Consider the following 25,973-nt stretch of genomic DNA (forward strand, 5'->3'; position numbering starts at 1 on the left):
CAGATGTCCGTAACCGTGCGCCCGCTGGGCGATAAAGACTTTTTCGCCTGGCTGGGCCTGTTCGAGGGCTACAGCGCGTTCTACGAGAGCGAACTAACCGATCAGAAAGCCCTGCAGGTCTGGAGCTGGATCATCGACGCGAACAACGACCTCGACGGCGCCGTCGCGGTCAACGACGACGGTGACTTCGTGGGCTTCGCGCACTACCGCAGCGTGCCGCGCACGCTCAGCGGTGACCTCGCACTGTTCCTGGACGACCTCTACGTCGCCGAGGACGCTCGCGGCCAAGGCGTCGGCACCCAGTTGATGGAGTTCACCAAGGACTACGCCCGACAGCACAAACTCGCCCAGGTTCAGCTGCTGACCGCGGCCGACAACGCGACCGCGCAGGTGCTCTATGACCAGCTTGGCACGCGTACCGACTGGGTCACCTACGAAATCGACGTCTAGACCATGCAACTGGGTACCCGGTGGACCCTCGGCGGCACCCTGCCGACCGGTCTTCCGCACGTTGTCGAAATCGCCGTGCGCGCCGTCGAGGAAGACTCCACAGCTCTCGCCGTCGACACCAGCACCTGGCGTTGGACGCTGACCTGGCTGGAGTCCAAGCCGGTGATCGAGCTCGACGATGGCACCATCATCCGCTACAACCCGGTGGACGACAGCGCCACCATCACGCAGCCGTCGACCACTGTCGATGACGACGACGAGGAATGGATCTAGCTTCGCCCGTGTAGCCTCTCGGTGATACACATGCTACCGTCTGTGTATTATCCTAGTGATACACGAAAGGTGGCCAGCGTGCTCTTTCTCCTTTACTTCGTCCTCGTCTTCATCGTTGTCGGGGTTGTTCGGGTGGGCAGCCGCAAGCGCCTGGCCAGCCTGGTCCTGACGGTTGACGACATTGGCACGGTCAGAGCGCGCCGGTTCGCCCGCTCGATCATGGTGCGCAACATCAGCGCCCTCGCGGCCGGCGGCGTGGTGCTCTGGGCGCTCGACCTGGTCAACCAGGCCCAGCCCGGCTGGTACGGCCTGCCGCTGATCGGCCTGACTGTGCTGCTCGCCGCAGCGACTCTGTTCGCGCTCGGCCGCATCGCCTCGGCCGCACGCTCCGAACAATTCAGCGACCTCGATCGTGCCGTGCGCATTCTGGCCACGCGGGTGGTCATGCAGCTTAGTTCCGGAGCGCTGTTTCTGTACTTCGGGGGCGTTCTGCTGTTCGCCGGCTGGACCACCAGCAACGCCGCGACCGTCTTCGCCCCGGGCGGGGTTGCTCTCTCCTCCGTGCAGCCGGCCGCCGCCATCGGCCTCACCGAGGTCATCGCCGGGCTGGTGGTCGCTCTGCTCGGCGGGGTTCTGGTCATCCTGGCTATTCTTGATGCGACCAGGCAGCCACTCGGCCGGGTTGCCGCCGTCGGCACCCCGGCAGTGGATGCGGCATCCGCTCGCGAGTCATGACCACCCGCGCATGATCACCCTCGACGACGAGCACCCCACACCTCCGTTCGAACAGATCCGCGGGCAGCTGGCGGATCAGATCCGCGCCGGAACGCTTGCGGCCGACCATCGCCTGCCGTCGGTGCGCCAGCTCGCGGCCGATTTATGCGTGGCGACCGGCACCATCGCGCGCGCTTACGCGGCGCTGGAAGCGGCCGGGCTTATCTCAACCAGCCGTGGCAGCGGCACCCGGGTTCGCGCCGATCAGTGCCTCGACGACGAATCCCGGGCCAGCGCTCGACGCTTCGTGCACGCCCTGCAGCAGCGCGGGGTCAGTCTCGACGACGCGCTGAGTGCGGTGCGCGCCGAGTGGCCCCGCCTGCCCTGATTCGCGGCCTCGCGTCAGGCTCGGGCCAGAATCTCGCCGTGCGGCATGCCGAACCAGCCGTTGGGGTCGCGTACCCACTCGCGCCAGCCCACGGCCATCCGTTCGAGATCGGCGAGGTCGGCCAGCCCCGACTCGATAGCGTGCGCTGCAAAACTTGATTCGGTCACTCGTACCGCCCACGATTCGCCCCACCACTCGCGCTCGGCATCCGACGCGAAGCACCAGATGGATGCGCTGCTGGTCACCGCGGTGAATCCGGCCCGCCGGGCCCAGGCCTTCAGCGACCTACCGGCATCGGGGTCACCTCCGTTCCAGGCGTGCACCTCGCGGTAGACCCGCATCCAGTCGACCAGGCCGTCGATGTTCGGTGCGATCATGACTCCGCCGTAGTCGACGTCGCGGGCGGCGAACACGCCGCCAGGCTTGAGCACCCGGCGAATCTCGGCCATCGCCGCGACCGGGTCGGCCAGGTGCTGCAGCACTTGGTGGGCGTGCACGATATCGAACGTCGCATCGGGCCAGGCGAGTGCGTAGACGTCCCCGACCTGGAAACTCGCGTTGTGTACCCCCTCATCGGCGGCCAGGCCGGTCGCGCGCGCGACGATATCGCTCGACGCGTCGATGCCGACCACGCGGCCCGGAGCGAGCCGATGGGCCAGATCGACCGTGATCGTGCCGGGACCGCAGCCCACATCGAGCAGCACGCTCCCGGCCTGCAATTCTGGAATGAGGTAGGCCGCCGAGTTCGCGACCGTGCGCCAGGTATGCGAGCGCAGCACGCTCTCATGGTGCCCGTGGGTGTATTCGTCACGTGGAGCGGACTCTGAACTGCCGGTCAGGTGGGTCATGGTGAGATCCTACGCGCAGCCGGTGACCGGGCCGGGCCGGCGGGTTTGGCTAGGGTGGAGGCATGGCTTCCACCGTGAACAATCCCTTTTTCGCCCGCAGTACTCTGCCCTACCAGCTGCCGCCGTTCGCGTCGATCAGTGACGAGCACTACCGCCCGGCTTTTCTGCAGGGCATGACCGAGCAGCTCGCCGAGGTCGGGGCAATCACCCACACAGCGGATGCCCCCACCTTCGAAAACACGCTTGTCGCGCTCGAGCGCAGCGGGCAGACGCTGTCGCGGGTGGCCGAGGTCTTCTTCAACAAGAGCTCCTCCGACTCCAGCTACTTCACCAACGACCTCGAAGAAGAACTTGCGCCGCTGCTGGCCGCCCACGCCGATGCCATGAGGCTCGACCCCGCCCTGTATGCCCGCATCGCCGCTCTGCATGCCCAGCGCTCCGATCTCGAACTCAATGCCGAGTCGCTCTACCTGCTCGACCGGTACTTCACCGAGTTCACACTGGCCGGGGCCGGCCTGAGCGACGACGATAAGCAGTCTCTGCGTGATTTCAACTCGCGGCTGTCGACCCTCACCACCCGGTTTGAAAAGAACCTGCTGGCCGACACCAACGAGCTCGCCCTGGTCATTGACGACGTGGCCGAGCTCGACGGGCTCACCGACGGTGAGATCTCGGCCGCCGCGGAGGCTGCGCGGGAACGCCAGCTCGACGGTAAGTACCTGATCAGCCTCGTGCTGCCCACCTCGCACCCCTACCTGGCGAGCCTCACCAACCGCGGGGTGCGCGAACGGCTGCTGGCAGCAAGCCGGGCCCGCGGCATCCGCTCAGATGATGCGGGAGCTGCGAGCGACAACCGGCCGCTCGTGATCGAGATCACCCACCTGCGGGCCCAGCGCGCCCGCCTGCTCGGGTTCGACAGCCACGCCGCCTACGTGACCGCCGATGAGACCGCCAAGACTCCCGGCGCGGTCTGGGATCTGCTCGGGCGTCTCGCGCCGGCCGCTGCGCGGAACGCTAGCGTGGAGCAGGCCGACCTGCAGGCCGTGATCGACGCCGAGGGCGGCGGTTTCGAGCTGGCCGCCTGGGACTGGGCGTTCTACACCGAGAAGGTACGCCGGGCCAAGTACGACGTGGACACCGCCGCCATGCGTCCCTATTTCGAGCTCGGGAGCGTGCTGGCCAACGGGGTCTTCTACGCGGCCCACCAGCTCTATGGCCTCACCTTCACCGCTCGGCCCGATCTGGTCGGCTGGCACCCCGAATCGCGGGTGTTCGAGGTCACGACCGAAGATGGCTCGGCCCTCGGGCTGTACATCGGCGATTTCTACACCCGCGATTCCAAGCGTGGCGGGGCCTGGATGAACGCCCTGGTCGCGCAGTCCACCCTGCTCGGCACCGAGACGACCGTGGTCTGTAACAACCTCAATGTCTCCAAGCCTGCCGCCGGACAGCCGACCCTGCTCACCTACGACCAGGTCACGACCCTATTCCACGAATTCGGCCATGCCCTGCACGGCCTGCTCGCCCGGGCCACCTACCCCAAGTTCTCCGGCACCAATGTCTACCGCGACTTCGTCGAGTTTCCCAGCCAGGTCAACGAAATGTGGATGCTCTGGCCCGAGGTGCTGGCCAACTACGCTCGCCACTACCAGACCGGTGAGGCGATGCCGCAGCAGCTCGTTGACCGCATCCAGGCGTCGTCGGCTTTCAATGAGGGCTTCCTCACCAGTGAATACCTGGCCGCAGCGCTGCTCGACCAGGCCTGGCACCGGATCGATGCCGACACGACCGTCACCGACGTTGCCAGGTTCGAAGCGGATGCCCTCGCTTCCGTCGGTCTCGACAACCCCGCAGTTCCCACCCGCTACGCCAGCACGTACTTCGCCCACACCTTCTCGGGCGGGTACGACGCCGGGTACTACTCCTACATCTGGAGTGAAGTACTCGACGCCGACACCGTCGAATGGTTCAAGGAGAACGGCGGCCTCACTCGTGCCAATGGTGATCGTTTTCGGGACCGACTGCTCGGAGTCGGCGGCACCACGGACCCGCTGGAGGCCTACCGGCACTGGCGCGGTCGGGATGCCGAGCTGCAGCCGCTGCTCGACCGCCGCGGCCTCAACTAGACCGCGGCATCCGCTCACTGGACAACTTCGCGGGGTGCAGGTGGCACCACACCCCACGAAGTTGTCTACTGAGCGGCAGGTGGACCCTGCACCCTCAGGATTGAGGATGCGACCGGCTCGGTCTGGCCGTAAGCTCCATGACTATGGACACTCCGGAACTGTCACGCCAGGGCGAGGGCCGGCGGCGCTTCTTGTGGATCGCTGCCATCGTTTTGGCCGGGATGCTGCTGGCCGGACTGGTGCTGCATTTCATCCGCGAGAACATCGACAGCTCCGTACCGGGCTGGGCTCTTCTGAGCGGAACGGCGAGTCTGCTCTACGCCGATGGTGAAGCCAACCTGTGGGCCTGGATTTCCGGCCTTCTCCTGGCGGGCGTCGGCGTCGCCCTCGGCGTCGTCGGATTCACCGCACGACACGAGGGCAGGGCCGCGCTGCCGTACTTCTTCCTCGGCGCTGTCGCACTTGAGATGTCTGCCGATGAGATCGCCCAGCTGCATGAGAAGCTGGCCCGGTTCAATCTCGGTTCGTCGTTCACGTTCGCGTGGCTCGCCCTCGGGGTGCCGCTCGCCATCGCCGCTGGCCTGGTGGTGTTGTGGATCGCTCGACGAATTGACCGCCGTCTTCGGCGGCGGCTCATCGTCGCGGGCACGATCTACCTGCTCGGCGCGGTCGGAATCGAAGCACTCACCGGGTACATCGTTGGCGGGCGCCAAGATGACCTCGCTCGTGCGAGCCTCGAATACCACGTACTGCTGGGCGTGGAGGAGAGTCTTGAGGCAGCCGGAGCGCTGCTGGCCCTCGCCGCAACTCTTGCCGCGCTCAGTATCGAACGCACCACGGCCGGCATCGTCGTGAGTACCCGATTCGAAGTCCGCCAGATACGCCGCAACACCTCATATGTCGACTGAGCACCCCCGCAGACTACGACCCACACACCGATTGCACTCCGCCTCCCCACCACGGCGGCAGAAGAGTGACGGCCTCGCTCAACCCGGAGGTTGACGCACCTGAACGCGTACGCTGCTAGGCGGACTTTACCTGGCGGGTCTTGTGCAACACCATCTCGGCCGGAGCGTTGTTCAGCACGGTGTCGCGGTTGATGATGACCCGCTCCACGTCGGTGCTGGACGGCACCTCGAACATGACCGGACCGAGTACCTCTTCGAGGATGGCTCGCAGCCCACGGGCACCGGTCTTGCGCAGCACGGCGAGGTCGGCGATGGCCTCGAGGGCCGGCTGCTCGAACTCGAGCTCCACCCCGTCGAGTTCGAACATGCGCTGGTACTGACGCACCAGGGCGTTCTTGGGAACAGTGAGAATTTGCATGAGGGCCACCTGGTCGAGCTGGGTGACGGTCGTGACGACGGGAAGTCGGCCGATGAACTCGGGGATCAGCCCGAATTTGTGCAGGTCTTCGGGCAGCACTTCGCTGAACAGGTTGATGTCGTCCCCCTTGATGTGCAGGGGTGCCCCAAAGCCGATGCCCTTCTTGCCGGCGCGGGACGAGATGATGTCTTCGAGCCCGGCGAACGCACCGGCCACGATGAACAGCACGTTCGTGGTGTCGATCTGAATGAACTCTTGATGCGGATGCTTGCGCCCGCCCTGCGGGGGGACCGACGCGATGGTGCCCTCGAGAATCTTCAGCAGCGCCTGCTGCACGCCCTCGCCCGACACGTCGCGGGTGATCGACGGGTTCTCGGCTTTGCGCGCGATCTTGTCGATCTCGTCGATGTAGATGATGCCGGTCTCGGCCCGCTTGACGTCGTAGTCGGCGGCCTGAATGAGCTTCAGCAGAATGTTCTCGACGTCTTCACCGACGTAGCCGGCTTCGGTGAGGGCCGTCGCATCCGCTACGGCGAAGGGAACGTTGAGGCGCTTGGCCAGAGTCTGGGCGAGGTACGTTTTGCCGCAGCCGGTGGGGCCGATCAGCAGGATGTTGGACTTGGCGATCTCAACGTCGTCGTGAATGGCCTCAGCGGCGGTGAGCGTGGCTCGTGACCGCACGCGCTTGTAGTGGTTATACACGGCGACGGCGAGGGCACGCTTGGCGGGTTCTTGCCCGATAACATATTCCTCGAGGAAGCCGAAGATTTCTTTGGGCTTGGGGAGGTCGAACTCGCCGGCGATGGCTTCAGAGCCGGCTTCAGCCAGTCGCTCTTCGATGATTTCGTTGCACAGCTCGACGCATTCGTCGCAGATGTACACGCCGGGGCCGGCGATGAGCTGTTGTACCTGCTTCTGGCTCTTTCCGCAGAAGGAACATTTGAGCAGGTCGGCACTTTCACCGATTCGGGCCATGTCAGCCTCCTCCATTGGTCTCGCTGCAATTGAGCCTAGCCTGTACGTGTGACAGTTACGTGCAGCACGCCATAAACCGAAACGGCGCGCCGCCCGCAGGCGACGCGCCGGTCGTACCGGTTCAGGGCACAGGCTATTTGACCAGCATCGGAAGGTTTTTGCGGCTGGTCAGAACCTGGTCGATCAGGCCGTATTCGAGGGCCTCGGCCGCGCTCATGATCTTGTCGCGGTCAATGTCCTTGTTGACTTGCTCCACGCTCCGGTTGGAGTGGTGAGCGAGGGTCTCTTCAAGCCAGACGCGCATGCGCAGAATCTCGGCTGCCTGAATCTCGATGTCCGAGGCCTGGCCGCCGCCCTGGCCACCAACCGAGGGCTGGTGAATGAGGATGCGCGCGTTCGGCAGGGCGAGACGCTTGCCCGCTGTACCACCGGCAAGCAGCACGGCGGCAGCGGATGCCGCCTGGCCGAGGCACACGGTCATCACGTGCGGGCGAATGTACTGCATGGTGTCGTAGATCGCCGTCATAGCGGTGAACGAACCGCCGGGCGAGTTGATGTACATGGTGATGTCGCGGTCGGGGTCCTGACTCTCGAGCACGAGGAGCTGGGCCATGACGTCATCGGCCGAGGCGTCGTCGACCTGCACACCGAGAAAGATGATGCGGTCTTCGAACAGCTTGGCGTAGGGGTCCTGGCGCTTGTAGCCGTAGGCGGTGCGCTCTTCAAAGGTGGGGAGAATGTAGCGAGATTCAGGAGCGTTCTTGGTCGAGCCGCCCATCGAGCTGTAGGCCGTTCCACCGAATGTGGGGATAGTCATGATTTCTTCCTGTTCAGTTTCGGTGGACTACTTGGTGACTGCCGCGTCGGGGTCAGTGCCGCCGCCGCCGATGACATCCGAAGCGGATGCGCGGAGGTGATCGACGAAACCATATTCGAGGGCTTCCTGAGCGCTGAACCAGTTGTCGCGGTCACCGTCGGCGTTGATCTGCTCTGGCGTCTTGCCGGTCTGCGCGGCCGTGATCTCCGACAGTCGCTGCTTCATGTCGAGAATGAGGCGCGCTTGGGTCTGGATGTCGGCGGCCGTGCCACCGAATCCGCCGGACGGCTGGTGCAGCAGCACCCGGGCGTTCGGGGTGATGTACCGCTTGCCCTTGGTTCCACTGGTCAGCAGGAACTGCCCCATCGAGGCGGCCATGCCGATACCGACGGTGACAATGTCGTTGGGTACGAACTGCATCGTGTCGTAGATTGCCATTCCGGCGGTGATCGAACCACCGGGTGAGTTGATGTAGAGGTAGATGTCTCGCTTCGAGTCTTCGGCTGCCAGCAACAGGATCTTGGCGCAGATCTCGTTGGCATTTTCGTCACGGACCTCTGAGCCGAGCCAGATGATGCGGTCCTTCAGCAGTCGGTCAAATACACCGTTGGTGGGTGTCGGGTCGGCCATGTCGTGCTCCGTTTCAGTTGTCGCTTCTCAATGAATCTATCGGAGCGCGCGAGCGAAAACGGCTCTGTTCGCCCTCGGCAGATTACCGGGCCGCGCACACGGCTCCCTCAGCATGCAAAAAGCCGACTGGAAAGATTCCAGCCGGCCCGTTCACGCAAACAACCGCTACTTCTTGGCAGCGGCCTTCTTCTTCTTGGGCTTCTCTTCAACCTCGGCGTCGGCTTCGACGACGGGGGCGTCGTCGTCGCTGGTGGCGGCATCCGCTTCGACAGCGGCGTCGTCGGCGGAATCATCAGCGACCGGGCCGGTGAATTCGCTCAGGTCGACCGGCTTGCCGTTGGAGTCAACGACCTCGGCCTTGCCCAGGGCGATGGCGAGGGCCTTGTTACGGGCAACCTCGGCGACCATCGACGGAATCTGACCGTTGGTGTTGAGCGTCTGTACGAACTCGCTCGGGTCCATGCCGTACTGGCTGGCGCCCTGGATGAGGTACTGGGTGAGCTCGTCCTGGCTGACCTTGACCTGCTCCGCTTCGGCGATCGTGTCGAGCAGAATCTGCTGACGGAACGTCTTCTCGCTAGCCTCGGTGACCTCGGCGCGGTGGGTGTCGTCTTCGAGACGGCTTTCGCCCTCGAGGTGACGGTTCACCTCGTCGAGGATGATCGCGGCGGGGATCGGAACGTCGACCGAACCAAGCAGCGTCTCAATGAGACGCTCGCGGGCCTGGCTGCCCTGACCGAAGGCCTTGGACTTCTCGACCTGAACCTTGAGGCTCTCGGTCAACTCGGCGATCGTGTCGAACTCGCTCGAGATCTGAGCGAAGTCGTCGTTGGCCTCTGGCAGTTCGCGCTCCTTGACAGCGATGACCGTAATCGTGATCTCGGCCGTCTCACCCTCGTGGTCTCCGCCCATGAGGTCGGAGTTGAAGGTGGTGGTCTCGCCGGCGCTGAGCGAATCGAGCGCCTCGTCGATGCCGTCGATGAGGTCGCCGGAGCCGACCTCGTAGGAAATTCCGCTGGCGGTGTCAACCTCGTCGCCGTCGATCGCGGCGTTCAGGTCGATCTGGGCGAAGTCGCCGGTCTTGGCGGGGCGGTCAACGGTGATGAGCGTGCCGAAACGGCTGCGCAGCTTGTCGAGTTCTTCGGCGACTTCTTCGTCGGAGACCGAGACAGCATCGACGGTGAGCTTGAGGCCGGCGTAGTCGGGCAGGTCGATCTCGGGGCGCACGTCAACCTCGATGGCGAGAAGCAGGTCACCGGAGAAGTCGGTGTTGCTCGGCCATTCGACGATGTCGGCTTCGGGGCGACCCAGCGGGCGCAGCTTGTTCTCTTCGACGGCGGCGCGGTAGAAACCGTCGAGGCCCTCGTTAACGGCGTGTTCCAGAACGGCAGCCTTGCCGACGCGCTGGTCGATGATCGCGGGCGGGATCTTTCCCTTACGAAAACCGGGGATGTTGATGTCTTCGGCAATGTGGCCGTAGGCGTGGGTGATGGCTGGCTTCAGCTCGTCGGGGCTCACCGTGATGGTGAGCTTGGCGCGCGTGGGGCTCAGTTTTTCGACCGTGGACTTCACTCGAGACTCTCCTGTGTATTGAAACGGTGTGCTGCGGGTAATGTCGGGGCGACAGGAGTTGAACCTGCGACTTCTCGCCCCCAAAACGAGCGCTCTACCAAGCTGAGCTACGCCCCGGATCGTTCGATCCGTCGGTACTACTTTTGTTGGGGAATCAATCTGTCGGCGCAGGCGGAAGCTTGCGACAGCCGGATTGACCTCAGCCAGTCTAATGCACGGCATTCGAGCGGATGCGCCCGCACTGGCATCCGGTGCCCGGTTTCTTGTACTACGCTATCCCAGTGCCCGAATGTTGGGCGTGGGGTCGTAGCTCAATGGTAGAGCCTGAGTTTTCCAAACTTATGACGCGGGTTCGATTCCCGTCGACCCCTCCCAATTGAAGGGACCGAAGCCAGATGGCTTCGGTTCTGCGTGTCTCCCGCAAGGTGAGGTGCAACCCGTGACTAGCACCGTAGTTTTCTACCCAAGAAGTCCCCGGTACGTGCCTGACCAGCCACGATTCACCCCACACAGAACCGCCTCCGCTGCTGCAGCGGAGGCGGTTCTGTCCAAGCCTGGTCACGATCTCCCCGGGCTCAGAGCGAGAAGACCTTCATGATGTTGATCACCGCGGGCGTCAGCAGCACGATGAACAGCACCGGCAGGATGCAGAACACGAGCGGGAAGATGACCTTGACCGGCACCTTCATCGCCTGCTCCTCCGCACGCTGACGGCGGCGCAGACGCATCTCCCCCGCCTGCACCCGTAGGACGTCGGCGATTGCGATGCCGTAGGTGTCGGCCTGGATGACCGACCGTGTGAAGCGGCGCAGATCGGCGGAATCGGTGCGATCGGCGAGCGCGAGGTAGGCATCCTTGCGGCTGCGGCCGATGCTCATGTCCTGCAGAGTGCGGATGAGCTCCTCAGCCAGCGGCCCGGACCCATTGGTTCCGGCCTTGCTCATCGCCGCTTCAAAGCCGAGGCCGGCCTCGACCGAAATGGTCATCTGGTCAAGCGTGTCGGCGAGCGCGTTCTGCATGGCTGCCTGGCGTTCCTGACCACGGCTGTACAGCAGCAGGTCGGGCACGAAGAAGCAGATCACCACGAGCAGGCTTCCGACCAGGATGCGCAGCGGAACGGGGTCGTTGGTGATCCACAGCACCGCGAGCAGCAGGCCGGCTCCGGCCAGGGCTGGTTTGGCGATGAAGATCTTATCGGTGGTCCAGGCGGCGGGGCGGCCGGCCAGGGCGAGGCGGTGGTCAAGAAAGCCCACGTACCCCTTTGGTGCCAACTCACGACTGGCCGCGAGCAGTCCCGAGCGACGAGGCAGCCGGCCCGGCCGACCCAATCCGGGCAGCACAAGGACCGCGTCGGCGACCGGGTCGGTTCGGCGGGCTCCGACCAGAATGGCTACGATGGCGGCGAGGCCGCTGGCCACAGCAAGGGCGGCGAAAAAGATGAGTATCGGGGGCATCCGCTTCTCCTTAGAATCTCACTTTGACGACGGCCATCATCCAGAGCGAACCGACAATCAGCAGAACGGCGGCCACGATGAGCGCGATGATTCCGATAATGTTGCCGAGGAACCCGTTGAAATAATTGGGCTGGCTGATAAGCAGGAACGCGAACACCCCGATCGGCAGAAGCACGAGCACCCACGCCGAGAGCTTTCCCTCAGCGGCGAGGGATTTGACCTGACGCCGAACCTGATTGCGTTCCCGAATGGTGTGACCCACCTGGTCGAGCACCTCTGAGAGGTTGCCACCAACCTCGCGGTTAATCGAGATGGCTTGGGCGACCCACCGAAAATCTTCACTGCGCATGCGCACTGCCGTAGTCTCGAGCGAGTCGCTCAGGTCACGGCCGATACGTGTTTCGTTCACGATGCGCGCAAATTCATCGGACGTGGGTTGTTCGGTTTCGTGGCTGACGGCATCCACTGCCCGCATCAGGCTGTGCCCGGCGCGCAGTCCGCCGGCCAGCAGCCCGAGTGATTCGTCAAGCTGATCGGCGAATTTGGCGCGGCGGTGCCCTGTGCGCAACCGGAGCCAGACCTTGGCGCCGACGACAGCGAATGCCGCGAACAAAATCATGAGGGGCACCATCCAAACGGTGCCGTCACCGAGGAGCAGGCCGAGCAGGGCTGCCACCGTCGCTGCGGAAATCACCATGAGCACAAAAGCGGATGGCTGCATTCGGATCCCAGCCTGTTCCAGCTCGGCTGCGGTTAACGGCACCACGTTGCGTCGCCGGATCACTCGGTCGATCGCTCCGACGGTGCGGTCGGTGAGCCGGGTCAGCCCGGACACCTCTACCGCGCCGGGAGCGCGGCGACGATCCAGCGGCACGCGAAGCATCGGCGGCGCAATGACAAGAAGCACGACCACGAGCAGTGCGGCAACAACGCACAGCACACCGAGCGCAAAGATCGCGGTACTCATCGCGGTGCCTTCGCGCTGCGGGTCAGCAGGTCGGCCTGGAACACACTCGGGTCCAAAACGATACCGAGGTCGGCGAAGCGATCGGCGAAACGTGGCCGAACGCCAGTGGCTATCGCGCGACCGAGCAGGTTTCCCGCAGGATCGACCCCGGCGTGGTGATCGAACACGAACACCTCCTGGAGGGTGACGATCTCCCCCTCCATGGTCTGCACCTCGGTGACATGGGTAATGCGCCGAGAGCCGTCTTTCATGCGGCTGATCTGCACGATCACGTCGATGGCGGAAGAGATCTGCTCTCGGATCGCCCGCACCGGCAGGTCCATGCCCGCCATCAGCACGAGTGTCTCCATGCGGGCGATCGCATCGCGCGGCGAATTGGAGTGCACCGTGGAAATCGACCCCTCATGCCCGGTGTTCATGGCCTGAAGCATGTCAAGGGTCTCGCCACCGCGGCACTCACCGATGACGATGCGGTCCGGCCGCATGCGCAGGGAGTTGCGCACAAGGTCACGAATGGTGACCTCGCCCTTGCCCTCGATGTTGGCTGGGCGGGATTCGAGGCGGATGACGTGTTCCTGCTGCAGTTGCAGCTCGACGGCATCCTCGATGGTCACGATGCGCTCTCGCTCGGGAATGAACCCGGAGAGTACGTTGAGCAGGGTCGTTTTACCAGTCCCCGTTCCACCCGACACGATGATGTTCAGTTGTGCCTTGACGCAGGCGTCGAGCACCTGTGCCATTTCGATGCTCATCGTTCCCAAGCGGATGAGGTCGGTCACCGTAAACGGTTCCCGGGCGAATTTGCGGATGGTCAGGGAGGAGCCGTCCACAGCGAGCGGCGGGATGATGGCGTTCACCCGGGAACCGTCGGCCAGGCGGGCATCGACGAGCGGAGACGATTCGTCGATGCGGCGACCGACCTTGGACACGATTCGCTCGATCACCCGGCGAAGCTGGGCCTCGCTCGTGAAGTGGGTATCGCTGCGGGACAGCTGGCCGAAGCGTTCCACCCAAATCTGCTCGTGGCCGTTCACCATGATCTCGGTCACGGTGTCGTCGTCGAGCAGCGATTCCAGCGGACCATAGCCGAGCACGTCGTCGCCGATCTCATTGATCAGGCGCGCCCGTTCGTCGGAATTGAGTGGCACCTGCTCGTCGGTGACGATGTTGCCCAGCTCGGTTCTGGCGTAGCTGTGCAGCTGTTCCTCGGTCAGGCTTGAGTCGTTCAGGCGAAACCCGATGCGCTCGAACAGTTCCTGGGCCGCCCGCTCCTTAATGTCGGCAAGCGGATCGACGACGATCGGCGGCGCCTCAGCTGGCGGGGCGGTACGGGCTGCCGGTACGACGCCGTCGTCAGGCACGCTTGGCAGCGGATGCAGCGGTGCGGTGCGGTCAACGCGGGCCAGCGGACCGTCGCGCAGTGCGGCGTCCATTCGTTCATTGAGTCTCATGAGATATCCACCCTCTTGTGCAGCTGAAAGGTTTTCTTGGGGGCACCGGCGTCAAACCGGGCGACCAGCCTGTCGAGGGCGCGGGCGACGGGACTTCGTCCGCCCTCCTGCAGCACCGGTACGCCCCGGTTTGTCGACACCGAGACCAGGGTGGAACGGGGCACTGCTACGTCGACCGGCACACCGATGGTCGCCTCGACATCTCGAACGCTGAGCCCGCTGCGGTGATCGGCCAGGTTGAGCACGACGTGGCGTTTCGGCGGCATGATGCCAATGCGATCGAGCACGGCGAGTTCCTTGCGCAGCCCGCGAGCGCTGGGTACCGTCATATCGCAGAGAAACACGGCGTCCGTGGCCAGTTCGAGGGCGGCCAGGGCATGATCGCCGAGCCCCGGCGCGGTGTCAATGATGATGTACTGAAAGACGTCGGCGAGTTGATTGATGAGATGACCGAGCTGATCGCCGGTGACGCGATCGCCGGCATCCGGCTGGTCGGAACCGCACACCGTGTAGAAGCCGCTCGAATGTGCGGTCAGCGACGATTTGAGCACCATGAGGTCGTCGACGGCGCTCCCCAAGACGAGGTCGGGCAGGGTCAGCGCCGGCTCCAGGGAAAGCGCCATGGCGACGTCCCCGAACTGCACATCGGCATCGATGAGCACGACCGAGTGCGGGGCGAGCCGCGCCAGGCCGACGGCCAGGTTGGTGGCGACCGTGGTCTTTCCGAGACCGCCTTTGGGGGCGACGACCGCTACGATGCGACGCCGCGGTGCGTTTCTAGCCGGAAGAAGATTCTGTTCCACTGCCTCGGTACGCGTCGCTGCAAGATCGACCGGTTCATCACGCATTTCGATGATCACCTGGCCGGGTTCGGGGTTTGCCCCGCCGGGGCGAGCCTGCGGCAGGGGCCCGAAACTCTGCATCTGCCTCATCGGAACATCTCCGACCCGTCAACGACTCGGGAGCCCGTCTCGGAGGCGTTGTCGGGTTCGATCGTGAGCCAGACCGTTCCGAACTGCTGGCCCCAGACCAGGGACTCGATGTCGGGGGTGGTGCGGGCCAGAGTGACCATAATGACGCTCACCGGGGTGGCATCGGCGCCAGCGTCGGGCGTCGTGGTGGTGCCGGCCTGCACGGCCGTGACCAGCACCTTGTGGAAGACCTGCTTGCTCAGCAGCATTTCCGTTCCGTCGACGGTTTTGGTCGCGGTGATCACCACTCCCACGGTGTCGCCGGCTTTGAGCACGCCGCCCACGACTCGTTCCAGCGGTAACGCGAGGGTGAGCACCTGCATGCCGTCGGGAACCTTGACGTCACCGCGGGCGGCAAGGTCGGCCGCTTCGACCCAACGAGAACTGATCAGCTGCTCGCCGGGTACGAGCGCGGCATCCGCTACCGTGCCAGCAAGCGCGCTCAGTTTGGTCACCCGACCCGGAACGGCGGCCACCGCAGGAATCTGCTTCTGTTCAATGAACGTGGTGATGTCTTCAGCCTTGGTGCCCTGCGGAATCTGAGTCGTCACGACGAACACGGAGACCAAGGCTGCGCCGTCTGCCGCTCGGGCATCGGCACCGCGCACGTAGCCGGTGAGCGCGAAGGTGCCCACGAGGGCCAAAATAATCGCGACGATCGCACCGATAAGTCGGGTTTTCATGGGATCTCCTATTTGATCAGTCTGACAAACTCTGCGCCGAGATTCGGTCCGCCGAGCTCTTGTACTTCTGCCGAGTCAACCGACACCCAGTGGTCGAAATATCCCTGAATGCCCCTGCAATTTCCGGTGCATTTCGTCGCCGGCGAGGCTTGCGCAACTGGATCGAGGCTGGTCATCGGAAGATTATTGTTTCCGCTGAACTTCCACCCGGTGATGCGAAAGGCGGCAAAGGCATAGATGTGGTAGCTGCCCACGGCTCCCGTCACGGCGTCGTTGCCGTTGCTGGCGTAGGCGCGATCGAAGATGGGCACCAAGATCGTGGTGTTCAGCATGGCGTTGAAGTACGTGTCGCAGTCACTCGTCGGCGGGTCGTTTCCCGGGTCGCTGGGTACGGTCTCGCTGGTAAGGTTAACGGCAGCTTCGCAGGTGTCGGCGATCGGGTCAATCCAGCCGAAACCTCCCGGAATAGGATGCCCGTCGCGGCCAGCGCACTCCAGATTCCGATCGTAGCGAATGAGCTGTAGTTTGCCGTCGAGAGCCGGCCGAAATTCGCAGTAAGAAATAGCGAGTGGCAACACGTTGGCCGCTTCGGGCGAACCCCACTCCGCCTGCGCTACCACGCTCATTGTCGTTGGAGCAGCTCCGATGGCGAAGAACGGCCTAATCGCGGACGCTCCAGATGCCTCCAAAGTAGTCGCTACAACCTGAACGCTGTTGGGAGGCGCGGGTGACGGCGCGGGCACGACCGCTGAGGCATTGGATTTTGCGTCGTTTGAATTGACATTCGCAAAGTCTTGAGCCTGGTTCGCGACCGTGGTCGGGGAGTTGCACAGGCCGTCGACGGCGCAGTTGCGGGCGATGGCAATGGCTGCTGCATCCGCCCCGTTCTGCAGTTGCGCTTTTTCGGCGTAGAGGGCGCCGACGTCGATCGCGATCGCCAGGAATCCCAGCAGGGGAATCATGAGGATGCCGACCATGACGGCGCTGGCGCCGCGCTCGGCGCGGAGCAGATGATTTAGCCACCGCACAGCATGACTCCCTTTCCGGTGAGCACCATTGATGTGTATGGAAGGTAGCCCGAGATGAGATCGACCGTGTGTTTGACCGTCACCGTAATGGTCGAATCGGTCGCACAGGTGGTCGGGCTGACTGTGACTTCCCCGGCTGTCAGTGGAACTGACGGGGCGGCATTAAGGGTGGCCGTCTTCGCGTCGTCCACGACGTTGTGAATCGCCATCGACCGGGCACCCTCGCGGGCGGCTCCGGTGATGGAGATCTGGATGTTGTACAGCCGACCGAACTCGATGATGAAGAAGATAAGAATGATGAGAATTGGCAGTACCAGCGCGAACTCCACCGCTGCCGCGCCACGTTCACCAGAGTGCAGGCGCATCAGTCGTCGACGTAACCCCAACATCGGAGGTCCCTTCAGCTTGAGCGGCAGCGGCTTCCCTGCGGAAGCCGCCACCTTTTACCGCTGTCACTGTGCCGTTCGGTCGACCGACCGGCCGACCGAGTTCTATCGCTGGCTACTTAATGACGGGCAGTTTGCCGGCGACGCTGGTGAAGAGCGTGCCAAGGTTGGTCCCGAGCAGGGTGACGCTGACGATGATGGCGACGGCGATCAGCGCGACCATGAGGCCGTACTCCACCGCGGTAGCACCCTTTTCTTCTGAACGCAGGCTGTTGACGAATGCGGAAATCTGGGTGAAGAACTTCATGTCGGGTAGTCCGTTCTGTGAGAAATCAGCCTGAGTGCCGATCGGTAGCTGAAATATATTCGACACGAGTTTTGCTCACAAATACCAAAACTGGGGCTGGTCAGGCGCTGGGCCGTAGACCATACTTATTGGTCCGAAAGAGACTGCGTTACGTCAATGCCCGTGGTCTGGCGTCAGCACGCGCGGGCCATTTCCGACGGCCAGGTTCTCCCGCGAAATGATCGCGTCGTGAGCGGTCGGTGGCGTTCCGGCCTGCTCGCCCGGCCCGACGACCACGAACTGGCCCATCATTCCGGCATCTTCGTGCGCGAGCATGTGGCAGTGGAACATATACGGAAAGTTCGGATCGGTATATTCCGCAAACTGCATGATCAATTCGTAGCGAACGCCGGGTTCGAGATAGATGGTGTCCTTCCACCCGGAGAGTTCGGCTGGCGGCGACTCGGTCCCCACCCGCAGCACCTGAAACTGCACGGCGTGCACGTGAAAGTTGTGCGGCAGCGGCATGGCGTTGTCGACGGTCCACACCTCGGTGGCGCCGGCCTCGACGGTCTCGTCGATGCGGGTCATGTCCATCAGCCGGTTGTTGATCGTGTAGCCGTTGAGGGTGAAGGAACGGTCGGTGGTGGCATCCGCTTTGTCCAGTGGCACGATGTTGGCCAGGGTGGTCGGCGTGGCGCCGATGCTGCTGAGCGCGTCGGCCGCGCGCAGTTCCATGACGTCGAGGGTGTCGTCGCCGGCGTTGCGCGTCGCTGCGCTGGCCGACGTGCCGAGATCGGGCGGGGTGGATTGCAGTTTCACGGTCTCGCCCGGGGTCATTTTCACGAGAATTTCAGCACGTTCCCCCGGTGACAAGCGGATGCCGTGCATCGGTGCCGCCTCGCCGAGGAGTCCCCCGTCGGTTGCGATCAGGTCGAACGAGCGCCCGTCGCTGAACCCGAAGTCGTACAGGCGCGCGGTGGACCCGTTGACCAGGCGCAGCCGCACGACATCGCTGGTCACGTCGAGATAGGGCGCGAGGGTGCCGTTGACCAGCAGCTGGTCGCCGATCGGCCCGATGTAGCCACGCACGTCGGTGACAAACTGGCCGTTGTCGTCGAAGCGGCGGTCCTGCACGACGACGGGAATGTCATCGACCCCGTAGCTGCGCGGCAGGTTGAGCGCCGACTCCTCGTCGTCCTGCAGCAGGAACAGGCCGGCCAACCCCATCTCAACCTGGTGTTCGGTCTTTTCGGTGGGGTGCGGGTGATACCAGAGGGTCGCTGCGGGCTGGTCGATCGTGAAGTTCGGGCTCCAGCTGGCGCCGGGTTCGACCATCTGGTGCGGGCCGCCATCCATTTTGGCGGGCAGGTTCATGCCGTGCCAGTGCACGGTCGTGGCCTCATTGAGGTCATTGCCAACATTGATGCGCACGTCGTCGCCGCGTTTCGCGACGAGGGTCGGGCCGAGATAGCTGCCGTTGTAACCCCAGGTGTCAGTGGCGACGCCGGGAGTGAACTCGGTCGTGCCCTCCTTGGCCGTGAGGTCGAAGACTCGCTCACCGGCAGCATTCACGGTCGCTTCCGCCAATGGCGGGATAGCGAGCGGGTTCACAAAATCGATGGTACCGACGGTGTCGATCACGCCGGCGCCGGTGTCGCTGGTGCAGGCGGTCAGGCCCACGGCGAGTACCACAGCGCCCACGATCGTGCCGCTGATGATGGTTGCCACACGACGGCGCGGCCGGGCAAGTCGACTCTGGATCATTACCCTATTTTCGCAGTGTGCCGGGCGCCGTCACACCACGGCGGTGCTCAGGCCTGACAGCGCGGGCACCAGTACAGTTTGCGAGCCGCCATCTCTTCGAGCACGATGTGGGTGCCGCAGACCCGGCAGGGCAGGCCTTCGCGCTTGTAGACCCAGTGCCGGTCGGCGCGATTCTTCATGGCGAGGCGATACTCGCCCCCCTCGAGCTTGTCCATGGTCATCATCTGACCGGTCGCGACGCCGATGTGCAACAGGTGCGCCCAGTCCTGCCAGACCGCGCGCACGGTGTCATCGCTGAGCGACTTGCCGGGGGCGTGCGGGTTGAGGCCGGCACGAAAGAGCATCTCGGCGCGGTAGACGTTGCCGATGCCGCTGACCACGCTCTGGTCCATTAGCAGCCGGCCGATCGGCGTGGGCTTCTTGCGCACGACGCTCACGAAACGTTCCTCGGCCTCGGGCGTGTTGCCCTGTTCCGGATCGGGGCCGAGCTTGCCGATCACGGCGTCGACCTGGGCCGGGTCGAGAACCTCACAAGCGGTCGGGCCGCGCAGGTCGGCGCACACCGTGTCGCTCAAGAGGCGCACCCGCACCTGTCCGACCGGCTCAGGCGGAAAGGCATCGGCCAGGTCGATCTCCTTCTCCTGCTCGGACATCCGCACCCGGGTACGGCGGGGCGCTCCGATGCTGAAGATCGAGTTTTCCCCGGCCGAGTCATACGTAGCGAGGTCGGTGCCGTGCTGGTTGGTCTGGCCCATCCTCCCGTTGGCCGAGGCCATCGTGGCATCCATCAGAATCTCGCCGCTGAAGTCCCAGGCGCCGTACATTCCTAAGTGGATGCGCAACCACAGTCCGTGGTCGAACTCCAGAAACATCTGCTTACCGACGGCGCGGGCATCCGTTATGGTGTGGCCACTGAGCTGGGCGGCGCCGACCACAAAACGGCCCTGCGGCGACGAGACGGTGACGCGGTGCCCGACGAAGTTGCGCTGGAATTGTCGGGTGATGCGATGAACGGAATGACCTTCGGGCACCTCAGCTCACTTGCCGTCGACGTTCTTGCCGGCAATGGTTCCGGTGATCTCGTATTCACCCAGCTGACGGATGCGACGCACGTGGCGCTCCTCGTCGCTGAACGGTTCGGCGATGAACGCGTCGATAAAGCCGGTGGCCTCCTCGATCGTGTGCTCGCGGGCACCGATCGAGATGACGTTGGCGTCGTTGTGTTCTCGGGCGAGCCTTGCCGTAGAGAGGTTCCAGACCAGGGCGGCGCGGGCGCCGGTCACCTTGTTGGCGGCCATCTGCTCGCCGTTGCCGGAGCCGCCGAACACGACACCGAGCGCTTCAATGCCTCCCTCAAGGTCGTCGACGGTGGCCTGCGCGGCATTGATGCAGAACGCGGGGTAGTCGTCGAGGGCGTCGTAGGCCTGGGGCCCGTGGTCGATGACCTCGTGGCCCGCCGCACGCAGGTGCGTGATCAGGTGGTGGCTGAGGTCGAGACCGGCATGGTCCGTGGCGATGTGGATGCGCATGTCACCATCCTATTTAGTGCCGACGACCTCGGCGAAAATTGGGTCGCGGGTACGGCTGCGCTTGAGCTCGAAGAACCCGTCGTAGCTCGCGAGCGCGACCACGCCGTCCCAGAGTGTGAGAGCGTCGTCGCCCATGGGTGCCGGGGAGATGACGGGTCCGAAGAAGGCCACGCCGTTGACCGCGATGACCGGGGTGCCGACATCCTGGCCGACCCGGTTGATGCCGTCGAAGTGGCTGGCGCGCATCTGGGCGTCGTACTCGTCGCTGTCCGCAAAGGCGGCGAAGCTCGCGGGAAGGCCCACCTCGGCGAGCGCGGCGGGGATGACCTCGTCGGGATTGCGGTTGCCGCCAGGGTGAATCTGGGTGCCGAGCGCGTCGTAGAGCGCCTTGACCATCTTCTGGCCGTGCAATTCGTTGGCCGCGGCCACGAGTCGGGTGTACTTGAGTGCCCGCGGGAAGAAGGCGGCGTATTCCTCGCTGACGTCCTGGTCTTCGTTGAGAACGGCGAGGCTCATCACGTGCCAGGTCACGTCAAATTCGCGCAGGTGTGCCACTTCGTCAACCCAGCGCGACGTCATCCAGGCCCAGGGGCACGAGGGGTCAAACCAGAAATCTACAGAATCAGTCATGCCCCCAGCCTAAGCAGCACTCCTGAGTCATCCCCGAAAGTTAGACCCAACATTTGGGCGATGCCCCCCGTGAGGGGGTATTGTGGGTGGGTTGAAAAAAATCTGGATCACGCAGTACAGCTCTGTCTTCGCAGCACAATATCTCCACGGGAGAAATTCTTATGCCCACTGACCGAAGCACATCCAACCCGAATTCCAGCGCCCGGAGCGCCTCGGCAGCCCGGGCAAAGCCCCTGAAGGCTCTTCGCCGCCGCCGTATCGCCGTGTCCGACGTCAACGTCGTCGACAAGCCCATCATGAAGCGCGCCCTCGGCGGCACGATCGTGGGAAACACCATGGAGTGGTATGACGTGGGAATCTTCGGCTACCTCATCACCACCATGGGTCCGGTCTTTTTGCCGGAGGCGGACGCATCCGTTCAAACCCTGTTTTTGCTCGGCACCTTCGCGGCCACCTTCTTCGCCCGCCCGCTCGGCGGCGTGTTCTTTGGCTGGCTCGGTGACCGCATCGGTCGGCAGAAGGTGCTCGCGACCACGCTGATTCTGATGGCCACGTCGACCTTCGCCGTCGGGCTGCTGCCCGGCTACGCGCAGATCGGGGTCTGGGCGGCGGTGCTGCTGGTGTTCGTCAAGCTCGTGCAGGGTTTCTCGACCGGTGGCGAGTACGCCGGGGCGACGACCTTCGTCAGCGAGCACGCGCCCGACAAGCAGCGCGGCTACTTCGCGAGCTTTCTCGACATGGGCAGCTACCTCGGTTTCGCCGTCGGCGCGTCACTCGTCTCTGTGTTGCAGCTCACCCTCGGCCAGGACGTGATGGAGGCGTGGGGCTGGCGTCTGCCGTTCCTCATCGCCGGGCCGCTCGGCCTGATCGCCATCTACTTCCGCATGAAGATCGACGAGTCCCCCGCCTTCCAGGCCACGCTCGACGCGCAGGAGGAAGCCCAGAAGAACTCCATCGGTGCCACGGCCGACACTCCCAAGGGTCCGATCGCCATCTTCAAGGCGTACTGGCGCAACATCATCATCGCGATGATTCTGGTCGCCGCCGCGAACACCGTCGGCTACGCGCTGACCTCGTATATGCCCACCTACCTCACGGAGAATAAGGGGTACGACGAATTGCACGGTACGGCGCTGACCATTCCGATTCTTGTGGTCATGGCGTTGTGCATCCCGCTGGCCGGCCGGCTCTCCGACCGCATCGGGCGTCGCCCGGTGCTCTGGATCGGAGCCGTCAGCACGGTCGTGCTGTCGTACCCGGCGTTCCTGCTGATCGGTATCGGCGACATCTGGTCGACCCTGCTCGGCCTGGCGCTCATCGCATTCCCGGTCACGTTCTACGTCTCGAACCTCGCCTCGGCCCTGCCGGCCCTGTTCCCGACGGCGAGCCGGTATGGCGCCATGGGCATCTCGTACAACTTCGCGGTGGCCATCTTCGGCGGTACCACGCCGTTTATCATCGCGGCGCTCATCGTGGGCACCGGCAACGACATGATGCCGGCGTTCTACCTCATGGGTACCTCGTTCATCGGGGCGATCGCCATCTTCTTCCTGCGCGAATCGGCCAACCGTCCACTGCCCGGCTCCATGCCGAGTGTGAACACCCACGAAGAGGCGCACGAACTGGTCAAGACCCAGGACGACAACCCCCTGCTCGACACCGACGAAATGCCGTTCGACCATACCTTCGAGCCGCCGACCTACGCCATCCCCATTCAGGAGCCGGCGAAGATCTAACGTTCGCGCGTGCGTTTGTTCGTGCGTGGCCGGCTTTCGGTCACGCACCCACAAACGGATGCTCACAGTCACCCCGCGTAGAATCCTGGAATGACCACCGCGCCCTCCACCACTGCGCCCACCGGCTCGGCACCAGAAGAATCGGGCGTGTCGACCGCTGACTTCGAATCATCCGATCCGGAATTCATCGACATCGACCCACACGACCTCGCGGTAACCCTGCGGGTGCTCGCCTCCCTCAGCAACGTCGACCCGGACAGCGCCGACTTCGTGACCGTGCGCCAGGCCACTGCCAAGATGTTCAAGTCGGTCAAGATGGCACGCCGCCTGGAGAAGCGTGCGGTCATCGCCGACGCCGATCGCAGCGTCATCGCCGCCACCGCCACCGGCGCGCCCACCCGCATCGACGACGAGACCCGCGGCGCCCAGCTGTCACTCGGCACCAGCGCGGCCACCGCCGGAGAACTGCTCGTTCCCCGCGCCTGCTACATCTGCAAACAGAAGTACACCGTGGTCGACGCGTTCTACCACCAGCTCTGCCCGAGCTGCGCACTGTCGAGCCACGCCAAGCGCGACGCCCGCACCGACCTGACCGGCAAGCGTGCCCTGCTCACCGGCGGCCGGGCCAAGATCGGCATGTATATCGCGTTGCGTCTGCTGCGCGACGGAGCCCACACCACCGTCACCACCCGCTTTCCGCGCGATGCCGTACGCCGCTTCGCCGCCATGCCCGACTCCACGGACTGGCTGCACCGCCTGCGCATCGTCGGCATCGACCTGCGTGACCCGGCCCAGGTGATCGCCCTGGCCGATTCCGTCGCCGCCCAGGGCCCGCTCGACATTCTCATCAACAACGCCGCGCAGACCGTGCGTCGATCACGCGGCTCGTACTCCCCCCTGGTCGAGGCCGAGGATTCGCCGCTGCCCGACGGCCCGCTGCCGGAGATCGTGTCGTTCGGGCACACCAACGACGCGCATCCGCTGGCCCTGGCGGCGTCGGTGTCGGGGCATCCGCTACTTGCGGCCGCCTCCGGCGCGGGTGCGCTCACAGCGGATGACCTCACCCGGCTGGCCCTCGCAGCCGGGTCTTCTTCGCTCGAAAAGCTCGCCGCCGGCACCGCGATCGACGCCGGCGGCCTCGTTCCCGACCTGCACGACGTGAATAGCTGGACGGCCAATGTCGAGGACGTCGATCCGCTCGAGATGCTCGAAGTACAGCTGTGCAATACGACCGCACCATTCTTATTGGTGAGCCGTCTGCGGGCGTCGCTCACGGCATCCGCTGCCCGGCGCACCTACATCGTGAACGTGTCGGCGATGGAGGGTGTATTCGGTCGCGGCTACAAAGGGCCGGGCCACCCGCACACCAACATGGCCAAGGCCGCACTGAACATGCTCACCCGCACCAGCGCGAAGGAGATGCTCGAAGACGGAATTCTCATGACGAGCGTCGACACCGGCTGGATCACCGACGAACGCCCGCACCCCACGAAGGTTCGCCTGGCCGAGGAGGGTTTTCATGCCCCGCTCGACCTGGTCGACGGCGCTGCCCGGGTCTACGACCCGATCGTGCGCGGCGAGGCAGGCGAAGACCTCTACGGCGTCTTCCTCAAGGACTACCAGCCCGGCGCCTGGTAATCAGTCGAGGTCGAACGCCGTGTGAATGGCGGCGCTGAGTTGTGGCTCCTGGCTGGGCAGCAGAAAACCAATGTGGCGGCCGAGGCTTTCGACCGGGATGGTCACGATGTTGTCGCAACTCACGACGCAGTCCTGGTCGAGGCCGTTCGCCGGGCCGACCGGCACTTCGGTGGACAGCCCCCGCACCGAACTGGTGATCGGTGCGACCGTGACCCGCGTGAGGTACGGGCGCACGAGCTCGCGGGTGAGCACAAGAACCGGCCGTGCCTTGTCGAGGTGCGCAATATGAATCGCGCGCATCGTCACGGGACGTCAGTCGGGAGGGTCGCGCCGTAGCGTGCGAGTTCGTCCAGGTCATCGACGTCTGTCGACTTCTCGGAGAGAATACGAACGTCACGCAGTGCAACCTCGCGACGACGTTCTCGTTCGAGGGCCCGCGTGATCACTGCGGCGCGGCTGCTGTCGCGGCCCTCCGTTACGGCGAGGTCAAGATAATCAACGATGTCGTCGGGGAGGCGCACCGCAATTTGTCGGCTCATACCTGCAGCATACCGTTCTAGAACCCGATTTGGTATGCGATTCTCAGGCTGTGCGACGTCGAGCAGCAGCAGCGCGATAGCGAGGAAAGCACAGGTCACGGGCCAAAAATCTCCCCTGCTAGGCTGACCGAATGCTGCGCCGCATCCTGATCCTGCCGACCGTTTTTCTCGCGCTCGTCGCTCTCAGCGGATGTGCAGCCGAACCTGTGCCGGAACCGTCGGCCACGTCAACGACTTCGCCAACCGCAACGCCTGCCGCAGCCACCAGCCCGCTCAGCTGCGACGATATCGCGGCCCCGGGCGACATTGCCAACGTCTTCGCGGATCCCGCCGGCACCGTGCCGACCCCGGTTGCCGCGATGCAGCCGTCGACATTCCTGGTCGAGTACGCCGTTCCAGCCCTCGGCGGGCTGGCCTGCTCCTGGCGAGTCGGCGCGGCGGCGGGCAATCCGATGGATCACCAATCCGACTCCGACTGGGCCTACATGAGCGTCAAGGTACTGCCCGGCGCGGCCGACTCCTGGGCGCCAAACGATTCCGGCGCCGGTCCGGCCGACCCGCTCACCAGCATCGGCGGCATCGAAGCGGCCACCGGATGCGGCGACCCCGGGTGTTTCATCTCGGCACCCGTCGGTGACGCCTGGGTCGCCGTGCAGGTCTGCGCCGACCCCTCCGGTTACTGCACCGTGATTTTCTCGCTCGGCGAATCGGCCTACTCGGTCGAATCTGTCTCCCAGGCTGTGGCTGTCGCCGAGGCGATCATCGCCCAGGCCCGCTAACCTCCTACTG

At 64.4% G+C, this 25,973-nt stretch carries 28 protein-coding genes and 2 tRNA genes; 10 read left to right on the top strand and 20 right to left on the bottom strand.

The features are described from left to right. The first annotated feature begins 3 nt into the window (after positions 1-3). The 4 genes from E3T29_RS03735 (at position 4) to E3T29_RS03750 (ending at position 1,825) form a co-directional block, all read left to right on the top strand. Positions 4-450 carry a GNAT family N-acetyltransferase gene (locus E3T29_RS03735; protein WP_134344100.1) on the top strand — a complete coding sequence of 149 codons (447 nt, stop codon included), beginning with the start codon at positions 4-6 and terminating at the stop codon, positions 448-450. A 3-nt stretch (positions 451-453) separates the two neighbouring features. Then, complete coding sequence (locus tag E3T29_RS03740) at positions 454-723, top strand: hypothetical protein (protein ID WP_092339953.1); 270 nt, start codon at positions 454-456, stop codon at positions 721-723. Between the two features lie 78 nt (positions 724-801). Beyond that, positions 802-1,458, top strand: coding sequence for a hypothetical protein (locus E3T29_RS03745; protein ID WP_134344101.1), 657 nt, complete (start codon positions 802-804; stop codon positions 1,456-1,458). A 10-nt stretch (positions 1,459-1,468) separates the two neighbouring features. Further along, positions 1,469-1,825 carry a GntR family transcriptional regulator gene (locus E3T29_RS03750; protein ID WP_134344102.1) on the top strand — a complete coding sequence of 119 codons (357 nt, stop codon included), beginning with the start codon at positions 1,469-1,471 and terminating at the stop codon, positions 1,823-1,825. 14 nt (positions 1,826-1,839) lie between these two features. On the opposite strand, the gene E3T29_RS03755 is transcribed toward E3T29_RS03750, so the two are convergent. Continuing rightward, complete coding sequence (locus E3T29_RS03755; protein ID WP_134344103.1) at positions 1,840-2,673, bottom strand: methyltransferase domain-containing protein; 834 nt, start codon at positions 2,671-2,673, stop codon at positions 1,840-1,842. 62 nt (positions 2,674-2,735) lie between these two features. Here E3T29_RS03755 and E3T29_RS03760 point away from each other — a divergent pair, with 62 nt between their 5' ends. Beyond that, a complete protein-coding gene (locus E3T29_RS03760; RefSeq protein WP_134344104.1) occupies positions 2,736-4,799 on the top strand; it encodes a M3 family metallopeptidase in 2,064 nt (687 codons plus the stop codon). 143 nt (positions 4,800-4,942) lie between these two features. Further along, a complete protein-coding gene (locus E3T29_RS03765; RefSeq protein WP_134344105.1) occupies positions 4,943-5,707 on the top strand; it encodes a hypothetical protein in 765 nt (254 codons plus the stop codon). Between the two features lie 115 nt (positions 5,708-5,822). On the opposite strand, the gene clpX is transcribed toward E3T29_RS03765, so the two are convergent. The 5 genes from clpX to E3T29_RS03790 all read right to left on the bottom strand — a co-directional run bounded on the left by clpX (position 5,823) and on the right by E3T29_RS03790 (position 10,236). Next, positions 5,823-7,100 carry an ATP-dependent Clp protease ATP-binding subunit ClpX gene (gene clpX, locus E3T29_RS03770; protein ID WP_134344106.1) on the bottom strand — a complete coding sequence of 426 codons (1,278 nt, stop codon included), beginning with the start codon at positions 7,098-7,100 and terminating at the stop codon, positions 5,823-5,825. Between the two features lie 133 nt (positions 7,101-7,233). Beyond that, a complete protein-coding gene (locus E3T29_RS03775) occupies positions 7,234-7,917 on the bottom strand; it encodes an ATP-dependent Clp protease proteolytic subunit (RefSeq protein WP_092339947.1) in 684 nt (227 codons plus the stop codon). A gap of 27 nt (positions 7,918-7,944) precedes the next feature. Next, positions 7,945-8,547, bottom strand: a complete 603-nt coding sequence (locus E3T29_RS03780) for an ATP-dependent Clp protease proteolytic subunit (RefSeq protein ID WP_092339946.1) — start codon at positions 8,545-8,547, stop codon at positions 7,945-7,947. Between the two features lie 165 nt (positions 8,548-8,712). Beyond that, on the bottom strand, positions 8,713-10,119 hold the full coding sequence (tig, locus tag E3T29_RS03785; protein WP_166792310.1) for a trigger factor: 1,407 nt from the start codon (positions 10,117-10,119) through the stop codon (positions 8,713-8,715). A gap of 43 nt (positions 10,120-10,162) precedes the next feature. Next, positions 10,163-10,236: transfer RNA gene (locus E3T29_RS03790), tRNA-Pro, on the bottom strand. A 183-nt stretch (positions 10,237-10,419) separates the two neighbouring features. Here E3T29_RS03790 and E3T29_RS03795 point away from each other — a divergent pair. Further along, positions 10,420-10,490, top strand: a tRNA-Gly gene (locus tag E3T29_RS03795). Between the two features lie 204 nt (positions 10,491-10,694). On the opposite strand, the gene E3T29_RS03800 is transcribed toward E3T29_RS03795, so the two are convergent. The 12 genes from E3T29_RS03800 to E3T29_RS03855 all read right to left on the bottom strand — a co-directional run bounded on the left by E3T29_RS03800 (position 10,695) and on the right by E3T29_RS03855 (position 21,271). Beyond that, positions 10,695-11,573, bottom strand: coding sequence for a type II secretion system F family protein (locus E3T29_RS03800; protein ID WP_134344107.1), 879 nt, complete (start codon positions 11,571-11,573; stop codon positions 10,695-10,697). 10 nt (positions 11,574-11,583) lie between these two features. Then, complete coding sequence (locus E3T29_RS03805; protein ID WP_134344108.1) at positions 11,584-12,540, bottom strand: type II secretion system F family protein; 957 nt, start codon at positions 12,538-12,540, stop codon at positions 11,584-11,586. After that, on the bottom strand, positions 12,537-13,991 hold the full coding sequence (locus E3T29_RS03810) for a CpaF family protein (protein ID WP_198417710.1): 1,455 nt from the start codon (positions 13,989-13,991) through the stop codon (positions 12,537-12,539). The genes E3T29_RS03805 and E3T29_RS03810 overlap by 4 nt, the downstream gene beginning before the upstream one ends. Next, entirely contained in the window at positions 13,988-14,923 is a 936-nt protein-coding gene (locus E3T29_RS03815; protein WP_134344109.1) for an AAA family ATPase, read from the bottom strand. The genes E3T29_RS03810 and E3T29_RS03815 overlap by 4 nt, the downstream gene beginning before the upstream one ends. Further along, complete coding sequence (locus tag E3T29_RS03820; RefSeq protein WP_134344110.1) at positions 14,920-15,645, bottom strand: Flp pilus assembly protein CpaB; 726 nt, start codon at positions 15,643-15,645, stop codon at positions 14,920-14,922. Before E3T29_RS03820 ends, E3T29_RS03815 begins: the two co-directional genes overlap by 4 nt. An 8-nt stretch (positions 15,646-15,653) precedes the next feature. Next, complete coding sequence (locus tag E3T29_RS03825; protein WP_134344111.1) at positions 15,654-16,622, bottom strand: pilus assembly protein TadG-related protein; 969 nt, start codon at positions 16,620-16,622, stop codon at positions 15,654-15,656. 38 nt (positions 16,623-16,660) lie between these two features. After that, positions 16,661-17,062 carry a TadE/TadG family type IV pilus assembly protein gene (locus tag E3T29_RS03830; protein ID WP_241983125.1) on the bottom strand — a complete coding sequence of 134 codons (402 nt, stop codon included), beginning with the start codon at positions 17,060-17,062 and terminating at the stop codon, positions 16,661-16,663. A 112-nt stretch (positions 17,063-17,174) separates the two neighbouring features. After that, a complete protein-coding gene (locus E3T29_RS03835; protein WP_092339937.1) occupies positions 17,175-17,366 on the bottom strand; it encodes a Flp family type IVb pilin in 192 nt (63 codons plus the stop codon). A gap of 153 nt (positions 17,367-17,519) precedes the next feature. Further along, complete coding sequence (locus tag E3T29_RS03840; protein ID WP_134344112.1) at positions 17,520-19,112, bottom strand: multicopper oxidase family protein; 1,593 nt, start codon at positions 19,110-19,112, stop codon at positions 17,520-17,522. Between the two features lie 47 nt (positions 19,113-19,159). Further along, complete coding sequence (locus tag E3T29_RS03845) at positions 19,160-20,143, bottom strand: Fpg/Nei family DNA glycosylase (RefSeq protein WP_134344113.1); 984 nt, start codon at positions 20,141-20,143, stop codon at positions 19,160-19,162. Positions 20,144-20,149: 6 nt separating this feature from the next. Beyond that, on the bottom strand, positions 20,150-20,641 hold the full coding sequence (locus tag E3T29_RS03850; RefSeq protein ID WP_134344114.1) for a ribose-5-phosphate isomerase: 492 nt from the start codon (positions 20,639-20,641) through the stop codon (positions 20,150-20,152). A gap of 9 nt (positions 20,642-20,650) precedes the next feature. Continuing rightward, on the bottom strand, positions 20,651-21,271 hold the full coding sequence (locus tag E3T29_RS03855) for a DsbA family protein (RefSeq protein ID WP_134344115.1): 621 nt from the start codon (positions 21,269-21,271) through the stop codon (positions 20,651-20,653). A gap of 161 nt (positions 21,272-21,432) precedes the next feature. Here E3T29_RS03855 and E3T29_RS03860 point away from each other — a divergent pair, with 161 nt between their 5' ends. Further along, positions 21,433-23,007, top strand: coding sequence for an MFS transporter (locus E3T29_RS03860; protein WP_134344116.1), 1,575 nt, complete (start codon positions 21,433-21,435; stop codon positions 23,005-23,007). Between the two features lie 90 nt (positions 23,008-23,097). Next, entirely contained in the window at positions 23,098-24,645 is a 1,548-nt protein-coding gene (locus E3T29_RS03865; protein WP_134344117.1) for an SDR family NAD(P)-dependent oxidoreductase, read from the top strand. On the opposite strand, the gene E3T29_RS03870 is transcribed toward E3T29_RS03865, so the two are convergent. After that, positions 24,646-24,945, bottom strand: a complete 300-nt coding sequence (locus E3T29_RS03870) for a type II toxin-antitoxin system PemK/MazF family toxin (RefSeq protein WP_134344430.1) — start codon at positions 24,943-24,945, stop codon at positions 24,646-24,648. It lies immediately after the preceding gene. 2 nt (positions 24,946-24,947) lie between these two features. Further along, positions 24,948-25,184: a YlcI/YnfO family protein gene (locus E3T29_RS03875; protein WP_092339929.1), complete on the bottom strand. Its 237-nt coding sequence runs from the start codon at positions 25,182-25,184 to the stop codon at positions 24,948-24,950. A 131-nt stretch (positions 25,185-25,315) separates the two neighbouring features. On the opposite strand from E3T29_RS03875, the gene E3T29_RS03880 reads away from it, so the two are divergent. Beyond that, the gene (locus E3T29_RS03880) at positions 25,316-25,963 is read left to right on the top strand and encodes a hypothetical protein (RefSeq protein ID WP_134344118.1); all 648 of its coding nucleotides are present in this window, start codon (positions 25,316-25,318) and stop codon (positions 25,961-25,963) included. The last annotated feature ends 10 nt before the right edge of the window (positions 25,964-25,973 follow it).

It is taken from the genome of Cryobacterium sp. TMT1-66-1 (genome assembly GCF_004403435.1).
Lineage (GTDB): Bacteria > Actinomycetota > Actinomycetes > Actinomycetales > Microbacteriaceae > Cryobacterium > Cryobacterium flavum.